Source organism: Chitinophagales bacterium (assembly GCA_019638515.1).
GTDB lineage: Bacteria > Bacteroidota > Bacteroidia > Chitinophagales > LD1 > UBA7692.
Map to the genome: position 1 here is coordinate 430457 of JAHBTS010000003.1, position 19198 is coordinate 449654.

At 42.9% G+C, this 19198-nt stretch carries 14 protein-coding genes; 3 read left to right on the forward strand and 11 right to left on the reverse strand.

Features of this window, described 5'->3' with window-relative positions; all coding sequences use genetic code 11:
- Positions 1–3: 3 nt before the first annotated feature.
- Both dut and KF872_08305 read right to left on the reverse strand, forming a co-directional pair.
- Positions 4–369, reverse strand: coding sequence for a dUTP diphosphatase (gene dut / locus KF872_08300; protein MBX2903546.1), 366 nt, complete (start codon positions 367–369; stop codon positions 4–6).
- 58 nt (positions 370–427) lie between these two features.
- Positions 428–1933: a polysaccharide biosynthesis C-terminal domain-containing protein gene (locus tag KF872_08305; protein MBX2903547.1), complete on the reverse strand. Its 1506-nt coding sequence runs from the start codon at positions 1931–1933 to the stop codon at positions 428–430.
- 61 nt (positions 1934–1994) lie between these two features.
- Here KF872_08305 and KF872_08310 point away from each other — a divergent pair, with 61 nt between their 5' ends.
- Positions 1995–2825, forward strand: coding sequence for a hypothetical protein (locus KF872_08310; protein MBX2903548.1), 831 nt, complete (start codon positions 1995–1997; stop codon positions 2823–2825).
- A 69-nt stretch (positions 2826–2894) separates the two neighbouring features.
- Here the strand turns inward: KF872_08310 and KF872_08315 are convergent, their stop codons facing one another.
- From KF872_08315 to KF872_08325, 3 genes are read right to left on the reverse strand one after another with little or no spacing between them, the layout of a single operon-like run.
- A complete protein-coding gene (locus KF872_08315) occupies positions 2895–3347 on the reverse strand; it encodes an RES family NAD+ phosphorylase (GenBank protein ID MBX2903549.1) in 453 nt (150 codons plus the stop codon).
- Positions 3348–3349: 2 nt separating this feature from the next.
- Positions 3350–3802: a DUF2384 domain-containing protein gene (locus KF872_08320; protein ID MBX2903550.1), complete on the reverse strand. Its 453-nt coding sequence runs from the start codon at positions 3800–3802 to the stop codon at positions 3350–3352.
- Positions 3803–3851: 49 nt separating this feature from the next.
- The gene (locus tag KF872_08325) at positions 3852–5486 is read right to left on the reverse strand and encodes an acyl-CoA carboxylase subunit beta (GenBank protein MBX2903551.1); all 1635 of its coding nucleotides are present in this window, start codon (positions 5484–5486) and stop codon (positions 3852–3854) included.
- 173 nt (positions 5487–5659) lie between these two features.
- On the opposite strand from KF872_08325, the gene KF872_08330 reads away from it, so the two are divergent.
- On the forward strand, positions 5660–7270 hold the full coding sequence (locus KF872_08330) for an FMN-binding glutamate synthase family protein (GenBank protein MBX2903552.1): 1611 nt from the start codon (positions 5660–5662) through the stop codon (positions 7268–7270).
- Between the two features lie 30 nt (positions 7271–7300).
- Here the strand turns inward: KF872_08330 and KF872_08335 are convergent, their stop codons facing one another.
- From KF872_08335 to KF872_08345, 3 genes are read right to left on the reverse strand one after another with little or no spacing between them, the layout of a single operon-like run.
- Positions 7301–7504 (reverse strand): CDGSH iron-sulfur domain-containing protein, encoded by a 204-nt coding sequence (locus KF872_08335; protein ID MBX2903553.1) that lies wholly within the window; start codon positions 7502–7504, stop codon positions 7301–7303.
- A 33-nt stretch (positions 7505–7537) separates the two neighbouring features.
- Positions 7538–8233: an ATP-binding cassette domain-containing protein gene (locus tag KF872_08340; protein ID MBX2903554.1), complete on the reverse strand. Its 696-nt coding sequence runs from the start codon at positions 8231–8233 to the stop codon at positions 7538–7540.
- 36 nt (positions 8234–8269) lie between these two features.
- Positions 8270–9232 carry a Gfo/Idh/MocA family oxidoreductase gene (locus tag KF872_08345; GenBank protein ID MBX2903555.1) on the reverse strand — a complete coding sequence of 321 codons (963 nt, stop codon included), beginning with the start codon at positions 9230–9232 and terminating at the stop codon, positions 8270–8272.
- Positions 9233–9325: 93 nt separating this feature from the next.
- On the opposite strand from KF872_08345, the gene KF872_08350 reads away from it, so the two are divergent.
- Positions 9326–10186, forward strand: coding sequence for a nucleoside phosphorylase (locus tag KF872_08350; GenBank protein MBX2903556.1), 861 nt, complete (start codon positions 9326–9328; stop codon positions 10184–10186).
- Here KF872_08350 and KF872_08355 read toward each other — a convergent pair whose 3' ends face one another.
- The 3 genes from KF872_08355 to KF872_08365 form a co-directional block, all read right to left on the reverse strand.
- Positions 10187–11494 (reverse strand): LysM peptidoglycan-binding domain-containing protein, encoded by a 1308-nt coding sequence (locus KF872_08355; protein MBX2903557.1) that lies wholly within the window; start codon positions 11492–11494, stop codon positions 10187–10189.
- 126 nt (positions 11495–11620) lie between these two features.
- Positions 11621–12589: a phytanoyl-CoA dioxygenase family protein gene (locus KF872_08360; protein ID MBX2903558.1), complete on the reverse strand. Its 969-nt coding sequence runs from the start codon at positions 12587–12589 to the stop codon at positions 11621–11623.
- Positions 12590–12776: 187 nt separating this feature from the next.
- Entirely contained in the window at positions 12777–19184 is a 6408-nt protein-coding gene (locus tag KF872_08365) for a T9SS type A sorting domain-containing protein (GenBank protein ID MBX2903559.1), read from the reverse strand.
- Between the last annotated feature and the right edge of the window lie 14 nt (positions 19185–19198).

Here is a 19198-nt window from a genome sequence, read left to right on the forward strand (position 1 = left end):
CATTTAGCTTTTTCCGGTGCTACCAAAACCACCTGCACCTCTATTGCTATTGCTTAATACCTCTACTGCTTTCCACACTACTTGCTCGTGCTTTGCCACCACCATTTGTGCAATACGCTCACCATTGCGCACTTCAAAACTTTCGTTTGAAAGGTTAATAAGCGCCACCTTTAATTCACCTCGGTAATCGGCATCAATAGTTGCCGGAGTATTAGGCAGCGAAATACCATGCTTAAACGCCAAACCACTGCGAGGGCGCAACTGTGCTTCGTAACCCAACGGTAATTCAATGTACAAACCCGTGGGAATTAACTTCCGTTCCAACGGTTGCAATACCACCGGCTCTTCGAGCCATGCACGAATATCCATGCCCGCAGCGCCTGCCGTTTCGTATGCCGGTAAAGCATGTGGCGACTTATTGATAATTTTAACCTCTAACACTTTGTAAATTTTTCTTTTCTAAAACAAAAACAATCCCCACAAATACCAAAAGCAATCCTATGGCAGCAACATTAGGATGCCATGTAAACCACCCAACATTTTTGTGAATAAAATAGATAGCACCACCCAACACCATATATCCCACCACTCTTACAACATCGTACGGCACCGGAAAATATTTTTGACCTAAGAAGTATGAAACCACTGCCATAAAAATGTAACAAGCCAATGTAGCCCATGCTGCACCTTCGTAACCCATTTTAGGAACCAGCAGCAACAACAACACAACCGTAAGCACCGCACCTGCCAAAGAAACCATTGCCCCGCTAAGTGTTCTATCTGTTAGCTTATACCAGATAGAAAGGTTTGTATAAATTCCAAAAAACATATTGGCAAACAGCAGTATTGGAACCACCCCTAAACCCGCCCTAAAATCATTTCCAATAAACAAACTGAAGTAATGGATAAACAACATTACCATTAAGAAAATAAACACACAAAAAATAGTAAAATACAGCAACACATCTGCATACACTTTTCGCGAATTGCTTTTAGCAGCATGTGCAAAAAAGAATGGCTCTGCAGCATATCTAAATGCTTGAATAAACAAATTCATAATAACACTCAGCTTGTAGCAAGCACCATAAATACCCAATGCCGCAAGATTCTGATGTGGTGTGCCGGGCAGCAGGTACTTTAAACTCATTCTATCCAACATTTCGTTTACAATACCAGCAAAACCAATAAGCACCATTGGTAGCGAATACCGTAGCATTTTCTTCAACAATGCAGCATCGAAACCAGCCAGCACCTGCTTCATTTGCGGCAGCAGCAACAACACTTTTACGCCACTCGCCAGCAAGTTTGAAATAAACACATACCCAACACCAATTGAAGGATTGTAACACGAAGCCAACCAAGCATTTCCACCCTCTAAAAATGCCTTACGGCACACTACTAAAAAGAAGATATTGCAACCAACATTCACACCTATTTCCACCACCTTAATAGCAGCAAAACGCATTGCCTTATTTTCTGCCCGCAGCATGGCAAAAGGCAATGCTCCTATTGCATCCAATACCAATATCCAAGCAAACCATTCAATATAAAATTCTAACCCCTGATACTGCATTGCAGCAGCTATAGGCGTAGAAAAGAACAATATGCACGATAAGAACAACACCGAGGTACACAACAAAAACCTAAAGGCGCTAGCAAATACCAACTCAGGCTTTTCTGCATCTTTTTGAAAACGGAAAAAACCCGTTTCTAATCCCAATGCCAATAGCACAGCAAAAAAACCGCTATACGCATACAATTCGGAATTAACCCCAAAATCGGAAGTAGAAAAAACCCTTGTATAAAGATAGGTAAGCAAATAGTTTAAGAACCTCCCTGCAATACTGGGAATACCATAAATAAAAGTTTGCGAAGCAAGGCGCTTGAGCGGATTCATTTTACCTACACAAAAGTGGTTTTTTATCTGAAACATTTTATGCCATGTTGAAACATTGTGATTCATTATGCGTAAAGCAACACCAGAACCTTGAACCATGAAAAACGCAGTACTACTTATTTCGTTGGCGCTATCTGTAAGCGCAACCCAAGCACAACAAAGTTTTGCATCGCTCGATGAACCCGAAACGTATGTTCCCGGAAAATATACAGGTAAATACAATGATAAAGGCGAAAAACACGGGCAAGGGAAAGCCACTTTGGCAACCGGAGAAGTGTACGAAGGCAACTGGGAGAACGACAAACGCAACGGTTTCGGAAAAGCAAAAATGAAAGACGGCTCCACCTATACCGGAGAATGGCAAAACAACCGAAGAGAAGGGCAAGGCATTTACACCTTTGTAAACGGAGATAAATACGTTGGCCTATTCGCAAACAATAAAATGCACGGAGCAGGCATCTACTATTTTGCCAATGGCGACCGATACGAAGGCATATTTGGCGAAAGCGAAATTTCCGGAAAAGGCACCTTTGTGTATAAAAATGGCGACCGATACGAAGGTGAGTTTACAGAAGGTAGAAAACATGGAGCAGGAAAATACACCTTTGCCAATGGCAATATCTATGAAGGAAACTACGAAAACGACAGCCGCATTGGATTGGGCACCATGACCTTCCCCAATGGCGACAAATACAGTGGCGACTTTAAAGAAGGAAGAAGAACCGGAAAAGGCATATTTACATTTGCCAATGGCGACCGATACGAAGGCGAATTCTTAAATGGAATGATGCACGGATCGGGAACTTTCTACTGGGCAGATGGCGACCGCTTTGAAGGCTACTTTGTAAACAACAACAGAGAAACCGGAAGAATGTTTCGCAAATCTAACGAGCAGGTAAATGCCGCCATGGCAAGCGTTAGAAACTAACCAAACTCATTCACCTAATTATATCAGAGCAAAGTCCCGGCAGCGGGACTTTTTGCGTTCAAACATCAGCTACTTAAAATACCTTTCATCAAAATAAAAGTGCCGTTGCCATTTTATTTTCACCTTTTTAAAATCGCTGTGCTCAGGATTAAGCAATATATTCTGCTCAATAGGTAAAATTACCGAAGGCACCGCAAGCGCAACCGTTTTTCCCTGCCGAATCCAATCGTTTGCAATACCACAAAGCATATTGCTGCGTTCGGGCACACTCCAGTTTTGAGGCAAGGAAACTTCTTCTATTACCGCAACAGCAGCATCTACTTCAATACAACTAATTACGAACGGAAACAAAATTTCTTCGCGCTTAAAATGCACCATCAACTCTAATACAGCTAACGAAGCCACATGCGAAGTGTACACCATCGGCACGCCCGGCTTATTCCACCTGCCGCCAAAACGCTTTGCCCCCTCCCCACTTAAATCCGAAGCATACCGCTCCTTGCAAATTCTATACACCAACATAGCTAAGAATATACACCATGTTCAATTCTACCCAATAAACTACTTACCAATTGAAACCCAAATGCAGTATCTAAAAAAGAATGAGGTGTTTTAAAATTTAAGGCCTGAATTTCGGACTTTAACCATTTGCCAAATGCTGTTTTAGATTCAAAAACATGCGCCCCAAATTGGATTAAACTATCTAAGAGAATTACCCTTTCGGAAAGCTCAACCGCCAACTTATCGGAATCGGAATAGCGCTGCCAAGTACGCTCAGAAATATGCAATATATAACACACATCACTAACCGATAACCCAACAGACTCTGCCAATGCCATTGCTCTTTTCTTGGTTACGCCATTGCGCGATTGGGTAATAAACAAGTGCGCAGTAGGCTCTGGCGTGGTTACATAAGCAACAGCCGGCTCAAAAAGAATATTGCCTACTTGAGTTTCTGAAGATTTATTGCGTTTCATTTGCGCGACATTTGGCGTAAATATAATGCCATTTGTCTAAAAACGCAAATTAAGTTTGAATAATTCCTACATTAAATGGCTTGGTAATTGGAGCATGGTTAGCGGCCTCAATTCCCATAGAAATTACCTTACGTGTATCTAATGGATCTATAATGCCATCTGTCCACAACCTTGCTGCGGCATAGCGAGGGTCGAGGGTCTTTTGATACTTCGATTTAATACCATCCAACAGGCTTTTCTCTTCCTCTGGAGTAATTTCTTTCCCCTTTGCTTTTAAGTTAGCTACTTGAATTTGCAACATGGTTTTAGCAGCTTGGTCGCCACCCATAACTGCAATTTTAGAATTAGGCCAAGCGAAAATTAAACGCGGGTCGTACGCCTTGCCGCACATAGCATAATTGCCCGCACCAAAACTATTTCCTATAATAAAAGTGAACTTAGGAACCACCGAATTAGAAACCGCAGCCACCAACTTAGCACCATCTTTAATAATACCACCATGCTCGCTCCTGCTACCTACCATAAAGCCGGTAACATCTTGTAAAAACACTAAAGGAATTCTGCGCTGGTTGCAATTCATAATAAAGCGTGCTGCTTTATCGGCACTATCGCTGTAGATAACACCACCAAACTGCATTTCACCCTTTTTGCTTTTAACTACCTTGCGCTGATTGGCAACAATACCTACTGCCCAACCATCAATACGAGCATAGCAACACAAAATGCTTTTGCCATACTCTTGCTTATATTGCTCCACTTCACTTTTATCTACCAAGCGCTTAATAACTTCAAGCATATCGTATTGCTTGGCAGAATCTTCCGGTATTATTCCAAAAATTTCTTGCTCATCTAATTCAGGCTTTGCAGGCTCTATCCTATCGAAGCCCGCTTTCTCGGTATGCCCAAATTTATCTACCAAATTGCGAATGGTTTCGATACAATGCTGATCGTCTTTCATTTTGTAATCTGTAACCCCGCTAATTTCGCAATGTGTAGTAGCGCCACCTAGCGTTTCGTTATCAATATCTTCACCAATAGCACTTTTCACCAAATAGCTTCCTGCTAAAAAAACCGAGCCTGTTTTTTCAACAATTAAAGCTTCATCACTCATAATTGGAAGGTAAGCACCGCCCGCTACACAACTTCCCATAATGGCTGCAATTTGCGGTATGCCCGCAGCACTCATTACGGCATTGTTTCTAAAAATTCTTCCAAAGTGTTCTTTGTCCGGAAACACTTCATCTTGCATAGGAAGAAATGCACCTGCGCTATCTACCAAATAAATAATGGGAATACGATTTTCCATTGCAATTTCCTGAATCCGCAAATTCTTTTTTGCCGAAATAGGAAAGTAAGCACCGGCCTTTACTGTTGCATCGTTTGCAGCAACAATACACAAGCGCCCTTTTACATATCCAAGCATGGCTACGGTTCCGCCTGCAACACAACCACCTTGCTCCTCATACATTTCCCATCCTGCAAAAGCACCAATTTCTACCGTTGGTTTATGCTTATCGAAAAGTAATTCCAGCCTTTCGCGTGCCGTAAGTTTTCCTTTTGCTTTATGCTTTTCTATGGCTTTTTTTCCACCACCCAGTTTAATCTGCTCCAGTTGCCTTTTAATATCGCTTACCATTAAGCGAATATTGTCTTCGTTTTTGTTGAATTCTAAATCGTTGCTCATGTCCGAAAAAAGTGGCAACAAACTTAGCTTTTTTTACGAAGGCTTGAAGTGGTATGCCAATACAACAATTGAACTTCCCAAAAGGCACATTATTCTTTAGCATTCTTTCCATTTTAGCATGTGCTATTTGCATAGCTTTGCCGTTTTAAAAACGGAAAACAAACAGATGCACTATGAGAGGAGTTTTTATCACCTTTTCAATAACTACTTTAATTGCCACTTTTGCTTTTGGTTACTTCTTAAACAGCAGTTGGTATGTGGTATTTGCCATTGCAGTAATACTGTTTGCAATGGGTGTGTACGATATGATTCAAACTAAACATGCCATTAGGCGTATTTATCCTGTGTTTGGAAGAATGCGCTACATGATGGAAGAGCTAAGACCCAAAATTTACCAGTATTTTATTGAATCGGATATTGATGGTCGCCCTATTAACAGAATAGACCGCTCTACCATTTACCAAAGAGCCAAGCAGGAAAACGACACCATGCCTTTTGGAACACAACTTGATGTGTACTCCGAAGGTTACGAGTGGCTTTGCCACTCCATGGCTCCGAAAGATTTTAATACCCTAGAGCAAGATCCGCGTGTGATGGTAGGAAATAAAGACTGCAAACAGCCTTATTCTTGCAGCATTTACAACATATCGGCTATGAGCTATGGTTCGCTAAGTTCTAATGCTGTAGAAGCCATGAATGCCGGAGCAAAAATTGGCAACTTTGCTCACAATACAGGAGAAGGCGGCTTAAGCCCCCACCACTTAAAACACGGTGGCGATATTATTTGGCAAATAGGCACAGGCTATTTTGGATGCCGCACCAAAGACGGAAACTTTGATGAAGTGCTTTTTAAAGAAAAATCAAGATTACCACAGGTAAAAATGATTGAGTTGAAAATTTCGCAGGGAGCCAAACCCGGGCATGGCGGTATTTTACCGGCATCAAAAAATACACCTGAAATTGCAGCCATCAGAGCCATAGAACCACACACTCTGGTAGCCTCGCCACCATATCACAAAGCATTTGACACACCTAAAGGCTTGGTTCATTTTATTCAAAAATTACGTACACTTTCCGATGGTAAACCCATAGGATTTAAGTTGTGTATTGGACATAAGAGCGAATTTATTTCTATATGCAAAGCCATGATAGAGCTGGATACTTATCCTGATTTTATTACTGTTGATGGCGCAGAAGGTGGCACGGGTGCTGCGCCACAAGAGTTTTCCAATTATGTTGGCGCACCCTTGCTAGACGGATTAGATTTTGTAGCCAATATCTTAACCGGATTAGATATTCGGCAGCACATTAAAATTTTTGCATCGGGTAAAATTACCACCGGGTTTCATATAATAAGGGCGATGGCGCTGGGTGCCGATGTGTGCTATTCTGCACGTGCATATATGATTGCAGTGGGCTGTATTCAAGCGCTGCTTTGTAATACAAACAGATGCCCAACCGGAGTTGCCACGCAAGACCCAAAACTAACGGTTGGCTTAGTGGTTTCTGATAAAAAAGTGCGGGTAGCTAATTTCCATAAGAATACCGTAGAAAGTGTGGTAGAATTATTGGGAGCATCGGGCTTAGATAGCGTGCACAACATTACAAGGTCGCACATTTACCGTAGAATTTCTTTCCAATCTATGCTTACATACCAAGAAATTTTCCCTTCGTACGAAAAGGGTTCTTTTCTTACATCTATTCCTGAGCGGTATGCCTTGGATTTTAAACATGCCAATACCGAAAAATGGGGTATGGCCAATATCGGTAGTTGGAGTAGTTAGTTGCTGCAAAGCATAAATACTGTAGGCTATTTAAAACGAAAGTCCTTTGTGTGCACCATCGCAAATGGGAATTACTTTGCTCATTCCACAGCGGCAGATGGATACTTTTTCCTTTTTGGGCAATTCATTGCCATCTTCATCAATAATTAGAAAATCGCCTGTAATTGCAATGGGACCACGAGGCTTTAATGTAATAATGCAAGGTGCTTTTTTTTCTTCTATATATTCTTCCATAAAAAACAATCGAGTATTTTAAACCAAAGGAAATTACTCCATGAGTATTCCTTTTTCTTGAATAACCATGCCGCTTTCGCAACGCAATATTTTTGCAGGATAGCGGTTAATAAGTTGGTAGTTGTGCGTTGCCATAAGAATGGCTGTATTGTGTTCTCTGTTTATGCGAATAAGCAAACGCATAATTTCTTCGCTCATTTCGGGATCTAAATTACCGGTAGGTTCATCGGCCAATATCAAGGGCGGATTATTGAGCAGTGCGCGTGCAATTACCAAGCGCTGCTGTTCGCCACCACTAAGGTTTAGCGGATATTTGTTCACTTTATCGCCCAAACCAAATTCTGCCAATTGCTCACTTATTCTGGTTTCGATAGAATCGGCACTTTCCCAACCAGTGGCTCTTAGCACAAACTCTAGGTTTTCGAAAACGGTAAGATGATGCAGCAACTGAAAATCCTGAAATACAATGCCGAGTTTTCTGCGCAGCAGCGGAATATCTCCGGTGCTCATGTTGCTTAAATTAAAACCGCATACGGTTGCCTTGCCCGAAGTAATTGGCAGGTCGGCATACAATGTTTTCATTAAACTGCTCTTGCCGCTACCTGTTTTTCCAATAAGGTAAAAAAAATCGCCTTGTTGAACTTCAAACGAAACATCGGTGAGTACAGCGTTTCCACTTTGTTTTATACTCACTCCTTCATAAGTAATTACTGTTTCTTCTGCACTCATGGCAGCTAAGATAGAAGAAAAGAAAAATGAAACACTTTATTTCTCGAACGGATGTTTCTCCAACGGCAATTTGGCAAATGGATGATAATCGCCCGATAGACCTTTTGGTTGCTGAGTTCTAATTTCTTGTACTATTTGAATAGAAGGCATAGCTTCCATTAACCCAAAGCCTTTTCCGTTGAGTACGTTTTTATAGCTTTCGGTATGCAGCTCTGTAAAGCCATCGCTGAATTCTATTTCTTCACCTTCGAGCAACATGCTGCGGTAGGTGCGCTTTCCGGTAGCTTTTACTTCTTCGGGAATGGTATTGTAATTGATACTTAAGAACCAACGCACACGAGCTTTTTCAAATTCTAAGAAACCTGCTGCGCGATCGTGTGTGTGTAAATGCACAATATTGTTTTGCACTTTACCAAAAATAAATCCCAGCATATCGTAGAAGTGAACACCAATATTGGTAGCTATACCGCCACTCTTAGAGGTATCGCCTTTCCAACTGGTAAAGTACCAATTGCCACGGGAAGTTATATAGGTTAAGTCTAATTCATACTTAGTATCGCGGGGAGTTTCTTCTACACGTTTTTTTAAGGCTATAATGCTTGGATGCAAGCGCAACTGAAGAATATTGTACACTCTTTTTCCTGTTTCTTTTTCAAACTCAGAAAGCGATTCTATGTTCCAAGGATTAAGTACCAACGGCTTTTCGCAAATAACATCGGCACCGTTTTTTAAACCAAAACGAATATGCGAATCGTGCAAAAAATTGGGAGAACAAATACTTGCATAGTGAATAGGATTACCCATTCTTTTTAGTTTATCTACATGCCTGTCGAATCTTTCAAACTCGGTAAAAAAGCTGGCATTAGGAAAGTAAGAATCTATTAAACCCACACTATCGAATCTATCTACGGCTGCTACTAAATCGTTTCCGGTATCTTTAATAGCTTTCATGTGGCGAGGTGCTATGTATCCGGCAGCACCAATCAATGCAAAATTCATTTTTTCTACTTCTATCTTATTTAAGTGCAACAAAGGTAAAATGAATTTACATACAAACTCAATTCAAATGATTTTCTTCGAAAAAAAAGCAATATGATTCCGGCAGCCGAATTAATAATAAATCCTGATGGCAGTATTTACCACCTTCAATTATTGCCCGAAGAAATTGCTGATGTTATTTTTACTGTTGGCGATCCGGAACGCGTGCCGCAGGTGAGTAAGTATTTTGATGAAATTGAATTGGCGCGTACACACCGAGAGATTGTAACCCACACGGGATATATTGGAAAAAAGCGGGTATCGGTAATTTCTACCGGAATGGGAACCGATAATATTGATATTGTAATGAATGAGCTTGATGCACTTGCTAATATTGACTTTGCCAGCAGAGAAGTTAAACCACAACAAAAATCTTACACCATTGTGCGCATCGGCACTTCGGGTTCAATACAAAAAGATATACCGCTCGATTCACTTTTAATTTCTGAAAAGGCAGTTGGTTTTGACCCGCTAATGCATTACTATGCGCACACGCCAAGCGATACTTTATTTGAGCAGCAGGTGCTTGAGTTTATAGCCGACAATCGGTTTAATATACCTTGCTATACAGCACAAGCAGCAAGCGAATTGGTAGAAGTTTTTAGCGATTTTGAGAGGGGCATTACTATTTCTGCTCCGGGCTTTTATGCACCACAAGGCAGAAAGCTCCGCGCCCAGCCCGCCAAAGAAAACCTGGTAGAAAAATTAGCTGCTTTTAGGTATGGTTCTTTGCGGTTCACCAATCTTGAAATGGAAACAGCAGGAATTTATGCGCTTGGCAATGTATTGGGACACCGATGCCTTTCTGTAAATGCCATTTTAGCAAACCGCTTAGATGGTACATTTAGTTCCAATCCTCAAAAAATTATCAATACTATGATTGAAAAAGTATTGGAACGTGCAGCTTTGCTGTAACTATTGCTTTACAATAAGTTGCTGCCCTACTTTTAAGCCGCTATCGGAAAGGTTATTCCAACTCTTTAACTGCTGCACCGAAGTATTAAACATTCGTGCAATGCTGTAAAGTGTTTCTTTGGGTTGTACTTCGTAATAAGAAACGGAGTTTTCTTTTCCGCTATCGGATGCCAAACCATCGGCTGGCGGCATGTAGTTTTTGGTTGTAATGGGATTGTAAATACGATCGTTAGACGCTGTGAGTGTATTCTTTTCTACTGTATGTATTGCAGGTATTGCCACCGGAGGGTTTACTTCTTTTGCTTCTTTCAAATAGGCTTCGTAGAGCATAGTGCGCGGAGCTACGTTACTTTTTTGATGTAAATAGATGGTTTCTCCGGCAAGAGGCTGCTCGTTCATTCGCATTCTATTTTTCTCGTATAGCTTATGAATTTTTATACCATGCTGCTGTGCAATCTGCCACATACTTTCTCCTTTCTTTACGGTATGAAATTCTGTATCGCCTACTTTCTTCTTATGTGCAAAATATACCCGATCTCCTGAGCCAAACACATCGCCATCTTCCATTTCGTTGTACGAGAGTATATCATCTAAACTCATGTGGTATTTTTCTGCTATTTGCTTGGGTGTAGCTTTTGTTTCAAGCACTATGCAGGGCACTCCGTTAAACGATCCTTTTTCTTGAAATTCCAACACTTCCGGCTTTTCGGTGGCTGCGGTAGTGGCAACCGATGCAGGAGTGGCTGCCGGTGTGCTTTTCTTAGCTACTATATTTTGAAGATTATCGTAATCGTGCAGGCGGTATTCGTCTATAAGCCGGATAAGGATTTCGGGATACTTAGGATTGGTAGCATAGCCTGCTGCTTTTAAACCGTATGCCCAATTTTTGTAATCGGTTCTATCGAGCGTAAACAACCCGGCATAGCGAGGTCGCGAAGTAAGAAAATCGGAATGGTCGCGGTAAGAATGCTCGGCAGAATTGTAAATTCTAAAACACTCGCCTTTAGCATCGTCATCGTAAGTATAGCCGGGTCCGGTCCATTCCTTATGGCATTTAATACCAAAATGGTTTTTGGCATCGGTTGCCAACACCGATTTTCCGCAGTTAGATTCGTGAATGCCTTGTGCCAAAGTAATGCTGGCGGGAATTCCTGCGCGCAACATTTCTTCTTGTGCAATGCTTTTGTATGTTTCTATATAATTTAAAATATCGGGCGATGGCGTGGCAGTTTGCGCCTTGCTGCTTATAGCAAAAACACAGGCAATAACTGCCAAAGCGCTGCGTAGGTTTATGTTTGAATTTTTCATAGCGCACACTTTACTCAAGTTGCAAAAGTACGGTAAGTTGCTATGGTATAAACGAAATGTACACACCCAAAGTTGTGTACTGCCATATTTTTAGTGCATTAGCTATACACTTTATTGTTCTTTGCTTTAAACAGCTTTAAATACTTCTACAATTTTTTGAAACAGCGATTTTGGTTGCTGTGGTGCGGTAGGTGTGGCAACCTCTGCTTTAGGCTTTGCAGCTTCTATAAGTTGGCGTGCATTGGTTCTCTCAAAACGGCTTTCTAAAAAAGCTTTATCTATAGATGGAAAATTATAGTCCACCAGCCCGAGCGACTTGCCAACCTTAGGTCTATCGCGAATATTTTCGCCAAACTGTTCAAAGTTGGTCATAAAGTCGTTGTCTTGCGCAAAGGCTTCCAATTGCTGGCTTCCATGCAGTTCTTTATTCCAGTAATATGTTCGGTATTCGGAACTTTGATGCGTGAAATAAGTATTGGTTACAATACGAATTTTACTAGAATAATTAGGTGGAGAAAAATGAATGATGCTTTGATCGAAGAATACAGCTTGCCCTGCCTTTACTAAAACAGGCTGAAGGAAATCAATCATATCGTCCATTACAGGCGCAAAGAACTCCGGAATGCTGCTGCCGCGATAGGTTGGAAACAACCTGTGGCTGCCGGGCAACACGAACAAAGCGCCATTCTCTATGGTTAAATCTACCAATGGCACCCAAATATTGATACCGGTAAAACGACTTTCGTCCACCAAACTCATATCTTGGTGAACACACATGCCACTTTCGGGACCGGGGCTTTTTACAATAAATGCACCAAATACCACTTTTATGTTGTGGCAATACTTTTCTATACTGCGATTGCCAATTCTTCGAATTTCGCTATCGGCTTGGTGCCTATAGCTTTTATCTTGCGAAAAAGTGCTTGGAAAGAATCCTTTTTCATCTACCGGATGTAGTGTATGATATACAGCTTCAAGTTCTTTAATTTCTTCGGGTGTATAAAACGGAAGGATTACAAAACCATTTTTTTCGAAACTGGCTTGGTGCTGCTCTTCTTTAAAAACACTCAACATTTTATCGGGAAACTGAAACATGGCAGATGCTATTTAATTTCTTTATTACAAGCTGTAAAACTATATGTGCATTCAAAACAATAAAAGTTTTCTACATAACTGAAATTATACTTCTATTCTTTAGTATGGTAGTGCAAATTCAATTTTTATCAATAAAAAAATCCCCCTCCACTTTCGCAGAGAGGGATTAAACAAAACTCTAAAATGACTACTGCTTTACAAAACTCTTTACAGCTGTGTTGCCATTAGTAGTGGTAAGGTGTATAAAGTAAGTTGATGCTGCCAATTTGCTCACATCTATCTGTGTCTGTTTAGCTTCGTTTACTGCTTGGGTAAATACTTTTCTTCCAAACAAATCAACTATTGCTATGCTCAACAGCACCTCTTCGCTTGATACTTGCAATACGGTTGTAGCGGGGTTTGGATATACTTCGCTTCTAAAGTTCGATACTTCTTTTATGCCCACGCCTGTTACCGTTACTACCGATGAATATGCCGAGCAACCATTTGCATCGGTTACTGCTACTGTGTAGTTTCCGTTTTGATTTGCCGTATGGCTTTGGCTTGTTGCATTGCTAATGTCGGAGCCGTTGAACTGCCATTGATACGATGCAAATACTTGCGTAGAAAGCACATTGCCATTTTGCGTAATGGTTGGTTGTGGCAATTGGTTTACGGTAAGTGTAAGTGTTACAATACTATCGCAGCCGCCTGCCGAAACAAGTGTATCCATGTATTGCCCGCCTTGGGTAAGCTGTTGCCCGTTGAAGGTGTAGCTATCTCCGGCACATATTGATGCGCTTGTACTTCCTGTTACAAAACTGTTTACCGCTAAGTTCAATGTAACAAAACTATCGCAGCCTAAAACCGTTTGCAGTGTATCGAAATACTGACCTGCTTGCGTAAGTTGCTGACCGTTGAAAGTGTAGCTCTGGCCGTTGCAGATTCCGGCATTCACTGTAGTTTCAATCTTGTTGAGTACGGTAAGGTTCAATGTAATAAAGCTATCGCAGCCCAAAACAGTTTGCAGTGTATCGAAATACTGACCTGCTTGCGTAAGCTGCTGGCCATTGAACGTGTAGCTCTGTCCGCTGCAGATGCTTTGGCTGATGGTGCTCTCTGCTTTAGGTCTGATGGTGAGGTTGAGCGTAATGATGCTGTCGCAGCCGCCTGCTGTTTGTACCGTGTCTTTGTAGGTGCCGCTCTGCGTTAATGTCTGGTTGTTGAAGCTGATGCTTTCACCAAAGCAGATGGTTTCACTTACGCTGCCCTGTAAGGCCGGGGTAACCGTTACGTTTAGCGTGATGATGCTGTCACAGCCTGCTGCATTGGTTAGCGTGTCGCGGTAGGTGCCGCTCTGGCTGATGGTTTGGCCGTTGAAGCTGATGCTCTGACCACTGCATATTGTTTGATTCTGTGTGGCGGCACTTTGTTGTTTTACCGTTACTGTTTGTGTGGCACTTGCCGTGCAGTTAGCACCAATGCTTACCGTTACTGTATAAGTAGTGGTTGCTGTTAGTGAAACAGTGATGGAGGCTGTTGTCTGGTTGTTGCTCCATGTGTAGGTGTTACCGCCATTGGCTGTTAATGTTACACTTCCTCCGGCACAAACCGAAGTTGCTCCGCTAATGCTTGCCGTAGGTGCACTTTGAACGCTCACAGTTTGCGATGCTGTGGCTGTACATCCGCCTGCTCCGGTTACTGTAACCGTATAAGTAGTGGTTGCTGTTGGCGTGAAAGTTGCCTGTGCATTTGTTCCACCAAAATTGCTCCACGCATATGTTCCTCCACCGCTGGCTGTAAGGGTGGCATTCAATCCGCTACATATTGTTGTTGGGCCATTAATCGATGCGTTCGGTATTGGATTAACCGCAACTGTAGTGGAGGCTGTTGCCGTACAGTTATTTGCATTGGTAACGGTTACGGTGTAAGTGGTGGTAGCCGTTGGGGTTACCGTTTTGCTTGCGCCACTGCCTAAGCTGTTGCTCCAGGCGTAGGTGCCGCCTCCGCTGGCCGTCAGTGTCTGGCTTGCGCCATTGCATATAGCAGGGCTAGCCGGGGTGATGCCTGCGGTAGGATTAGCGTTTACCGTAACAAGACGTGAAGCTGTTGCCGTGCAGTTGTTGCCATCTGTTACCGTAACCGTATAGGTGGTAGTGGTTGCCGGGCTGAAGGTGGCTTGTGCATTGCTGCCGCCACTGTTGCTCCATGCATAACTTGTTCCTCCGCTGGCGGTAAGCGTTGCACTTTGTCCATTACAAATCGTTGCTGTTGCAGGGATGATAGCTGCGGTTGGATTGGCGTTTACCGTTACTTGTCTGCTGGCTGTGGCCGTACAGTTATTTGCATTGGTAACCGTTACGGTGTAAGTAGTAGTTGTTGTTGGGCTGAAGGTGGCTGCTGCATTGCTGCCTCCGCTGTTGCTCCAGGCGTATGTGCCGCCTCCGCTCGCAGTGAGCGTGGCACTTTGGCCGTTGCATATAGTCACCGTGGATGGCGTGATAGCTGCGGTTGGATTAGCGTTAACCGTTATTTGTCTGCTGGCTGTGGCCGTACAGTTGTTTGCATTGGTAACTGTTACGGTATAAGTGGTAGTTGTTGCCGGGCTGAAGGTGGCTTGTGCATTGCTGCCGCCACTGTTGCTCCATACATAGCTTGTTCCTCCGCTGGCGGTCAGGGTGGCGCTTTGTCCGTTGCAAATCGTTGCTGTTGCAGGGGTAATAGCTGCAACAGGTGCAGATAGCACTGTTAACACAGCTGCCTGAGAGGTAATGGTTCCACAGTTGCCGCCTATAATATCAACAGTGTAGCTACCTGTGTCGGCAGTACTCACGTTATTTCTGGTGTAGGTTGCAGCAGTGGCCCCGTTGATGATTACACCACCTTTTTTCCACTGATAAGTTACTGTAGCTCCCTGCGTGGCAACAGTAAACGTTGCACTTGAACCCGGGCACACCGATTGGCTTTGCGGCTGTTGTGTAATGGTAATATTACCGGCACCCACAGTTATGTTGAATGTAGTAGAAGTTACTTCTGTACATCCTCCTATTACAACACAATTGTATGCTCCCTGATTAGATGCTTGTGCATTGGTGATTTGTAAGTTGGCAGTGTTAGCCCCGCTTACATTACCTCCATTGTTGATAGGATTACCATTGAATGTCCATTGATAACGTAGGTTAACACCGGAAACCGCTAATCCGGTAACGGACAGGTTGATAGTTTGTCCAACACAAACATTACTTGGAGCCGCAGTACCCGCACCAATATCCGGTAAGCGATACAAACCTTTTACTTCTGCTTCGCTTAGTGCGCGATTATATACACGGATATCATCTAAATCAATACTCTGCGAAGGGAAGAAATCTCTGAGAGAAACACTGTTATTGATAGGTCTGAACTGTGTTATCAATTGATCATCTACATATATTTTACAATAGCTGCCATCGTGTGTAACTGTAACCATTCTCCACTGTGTGGGCAGTAATACGTTTACATTATTAACACCATACGGTTGTCCGTTGGCTTGACCCAAATCAAATCCAACCCCATTGCCGAACTTATAGAGATTAACGCCTGTTGCTCCCAGTTCACTTACCATAGCAAAAGATCCGGCACCGTAAAAGTTCATCCAGTAACTGAGTGTGAAAGGGGAAGCTGTAATTTGAGGCATCTGTACATTTGAGTTACTTATCTTTCGAAAAGCTCTGCTGCCTTGTCCATATCTATCTACCACATACGTGCCGGAAGCTGTTAGTGCTGCCCCACCTAACTCATCGGCTGTGCTGTTATTGAGGCGATAATGTCTTACTAATCCGGTGTTGTAAAAAGTTGACGGCAACTGAACAACATTCACGGTTTTTTCAACAGAGGCGCATCCCTTGCGTAGATTAATGGTATAGTTGGTAAAGTCTGCCGGTGTGGCATTGGCTATTACCACGCTGCTATCGGTAATGGTTACGTTGCCTCCGGCAGGTAAATTAACTCCATTCTTTTTCACAGAGATAATGCCATTGTTTACACCTTGTCTAAACTTAATTTGTATAGTGCCACCCACGCAGCCATGTTCATCAGTAGGAGCAATGGAAAAAATAGGAACTTCTTCTCCATTAGCATAGATACCTTCTATTTGCGTTGGTGTTAATGCGCTTTCAAAAACACGCAAGTCATCGGCTAAGTAATCGGCAGAAGTGCCGGTATTCACACCCATAAGCGACTGAATAGGATTTACACTCAGGTTAATACCATTAGAGGTGGTAAACACTTGCTGACCATTAAGATAAAATGTATTGGTATTGCCTTGATACACCACTGCCACATGCGCCCATCCGTTTGTAGGAAGATTAGCATTAACGAAAGTAACTCCGCTGTTGGTTTGAAAATAAAGTTGATTACCATTTGCCATCAGGTGATAGGGCAAGTTATTATTTGCCCCTCCCAAAAATGCTCTGGTGCCCGCACCAAAATTGTTCAGGTTTACCCAAAACGAAATAGTAGTATTTGGCTGATCTATGCTCTTCAGAGGTACTATAACACTACCACTGCTCCTACGCAAAGCTCCATTGGGGATATTGAAGCGATCGGCAACCGCGGTGTTGAAATTGGTGCTCACCGATGTGGCATGGTGCGATCCTATCAACAAACCATCATCATAACTCAAACTACCTAAAGAATAAATTCGGGTAGGCTGAGGCGAAGGTGGTGTGGATGCTAAGGAGGCTGTACTGCTGGTAAGTGATACGGTGTTGTCGCAAATGCTGGTAACCACACAGCGGTAGTTAGCCAAATCGCTCGGCTGAATGTTGCTAATGGTATAGGTTGCTGATGTGGCGCCTGAAATATCCACACCATTTTTCTGCCAGCGATAACTTACTGCTCCCTGGGTAGCAATGGTAAACGTAGCGGAACCACCAAGAACTGCGCATACCGATTGAGGCTGCGTTGTAATGGCAAACGGATTACTCAAAAGTTCGTTGATTTCGGTTGTGTTAAGGACTTTATTGTAAAAACGAACTTCATCAATAGCACCTAAAAAAGGTTGATTGCCGGTAACAGAAATGCCCGGTGCTCCGTTGGTGGCATAACCATTACCGATGCGGATGATATTGGAAGTGCCCGGATTGGGTGTGCCGCTCAAATTGGCTACCACACTGCCATCTAAATAAGCGGTTTGATTTCCGGTGGTATAAACCAAAACCAGGTTGTGCCAGTTGGTGTCCATTACAATACCGGACGACCATGGCGCGCTTCCTCCCTGAAACATCCAGCCACGCAAAATGCCATCGTTACCGATGTATGCCAGTGCATTCCAGCTGCCGGGTGCTGCCTGCTGATAGCTCAACAACACACCACCACTGGTAGTAGAGCCGCGTTTAAACCAGAGCGATACAGATTTATTTTGTCCGTTGTCCAAAATAGTTTGCCCGGTAGGTGCAGCAACTTCTACTACAGATGTTGTTCCATTAAAAGCAAATGCATTATTTGATTGTCCATAGCGATTTGCCACATTGGTTGTAGCAGTTGCGGTTGCGTTGTAGCCATTGCCACCGGCATCGTTAGCATTGCCATTGAAAGGATAATAGGCAATCAAATTGCTGATGTTTACTTCTGACCCCTGCTTCACATTCACCTGAAATGAGTCTACACCACAGGTGGTGGTAACTACTACTCTGTAAGTGCCAGTGTCACTTATTGCGAAATTGGTTACCTGCAAATTGGCTGTTGTTACGCCCGATACTTTTCCGCCATTAGTAAGGTTTGCACCGTTTCGTTTCCATTGATAACCGGTGATAGACTGACCGGTGTTAAGGGTAAACGCTGCTGTAAGGTTAATGGTGTTGCCGGCACAATACTGTGTGTTGCCCGTGATGTTTTTGTTCAGCACACAAGGCGGTGTTGAATTAAATAATGCCTGAATTTCTCCCAAGGTGAGCACCCTGTTCCAATAGCCCACTTCATCATTCAAGCCTTCTGTCTGGTCGTTTATGGAAGGCAGAGCCGCGCCCGTATTGCCAATAACCAGGTTACTGTTGCTGTTGTAAACCAAATTGCCTGTTGCGGGTGCAGATGCAACCTGCACTCCATTTACATACACTTTCAGCCCATCGGCATTGCTGAATGTAGCTGCCAGATGATACCAGGTGTTGGCAGTGAGTGTGGTGTTGCAATTCAGGTTTTGGTTATTGCCGTTTACACTGGTTGAGTAACCAAAGTTTAAGGCGTTACCCGGTGCCATAAAAAACAACCAGCTGTTCAACAGAGCGGTGTTACTCCGCATACCGCCTATAATCGGGAAATGACCTGAAGGTGTAGTGAATGTGGGCCTGAACCACATAGCAAAAGATACCGAATTGGGTTTGTTTGCCGGAAGAGTGTTAGAAATATAGCACACCAGGGGTGAACGTAAAGTTGCGGCACTGCTGTTGTTTACCGCATCTCTATCTTGCCCATAAGATGCAGTTCCATTAGCGTTGAAAGGTTGATTTGCCGGACCCAAATCATTCAGGTTTCCATCTAACTCATAAAAACTGATTAGTCCTGATGTGGGTACATAGTTGGGTAGCTGAGCACTGGCATTAAACGCCATCAACGCAAGCGCAAAAACTAAAGTTGTCATTCTTAAAAGCATAA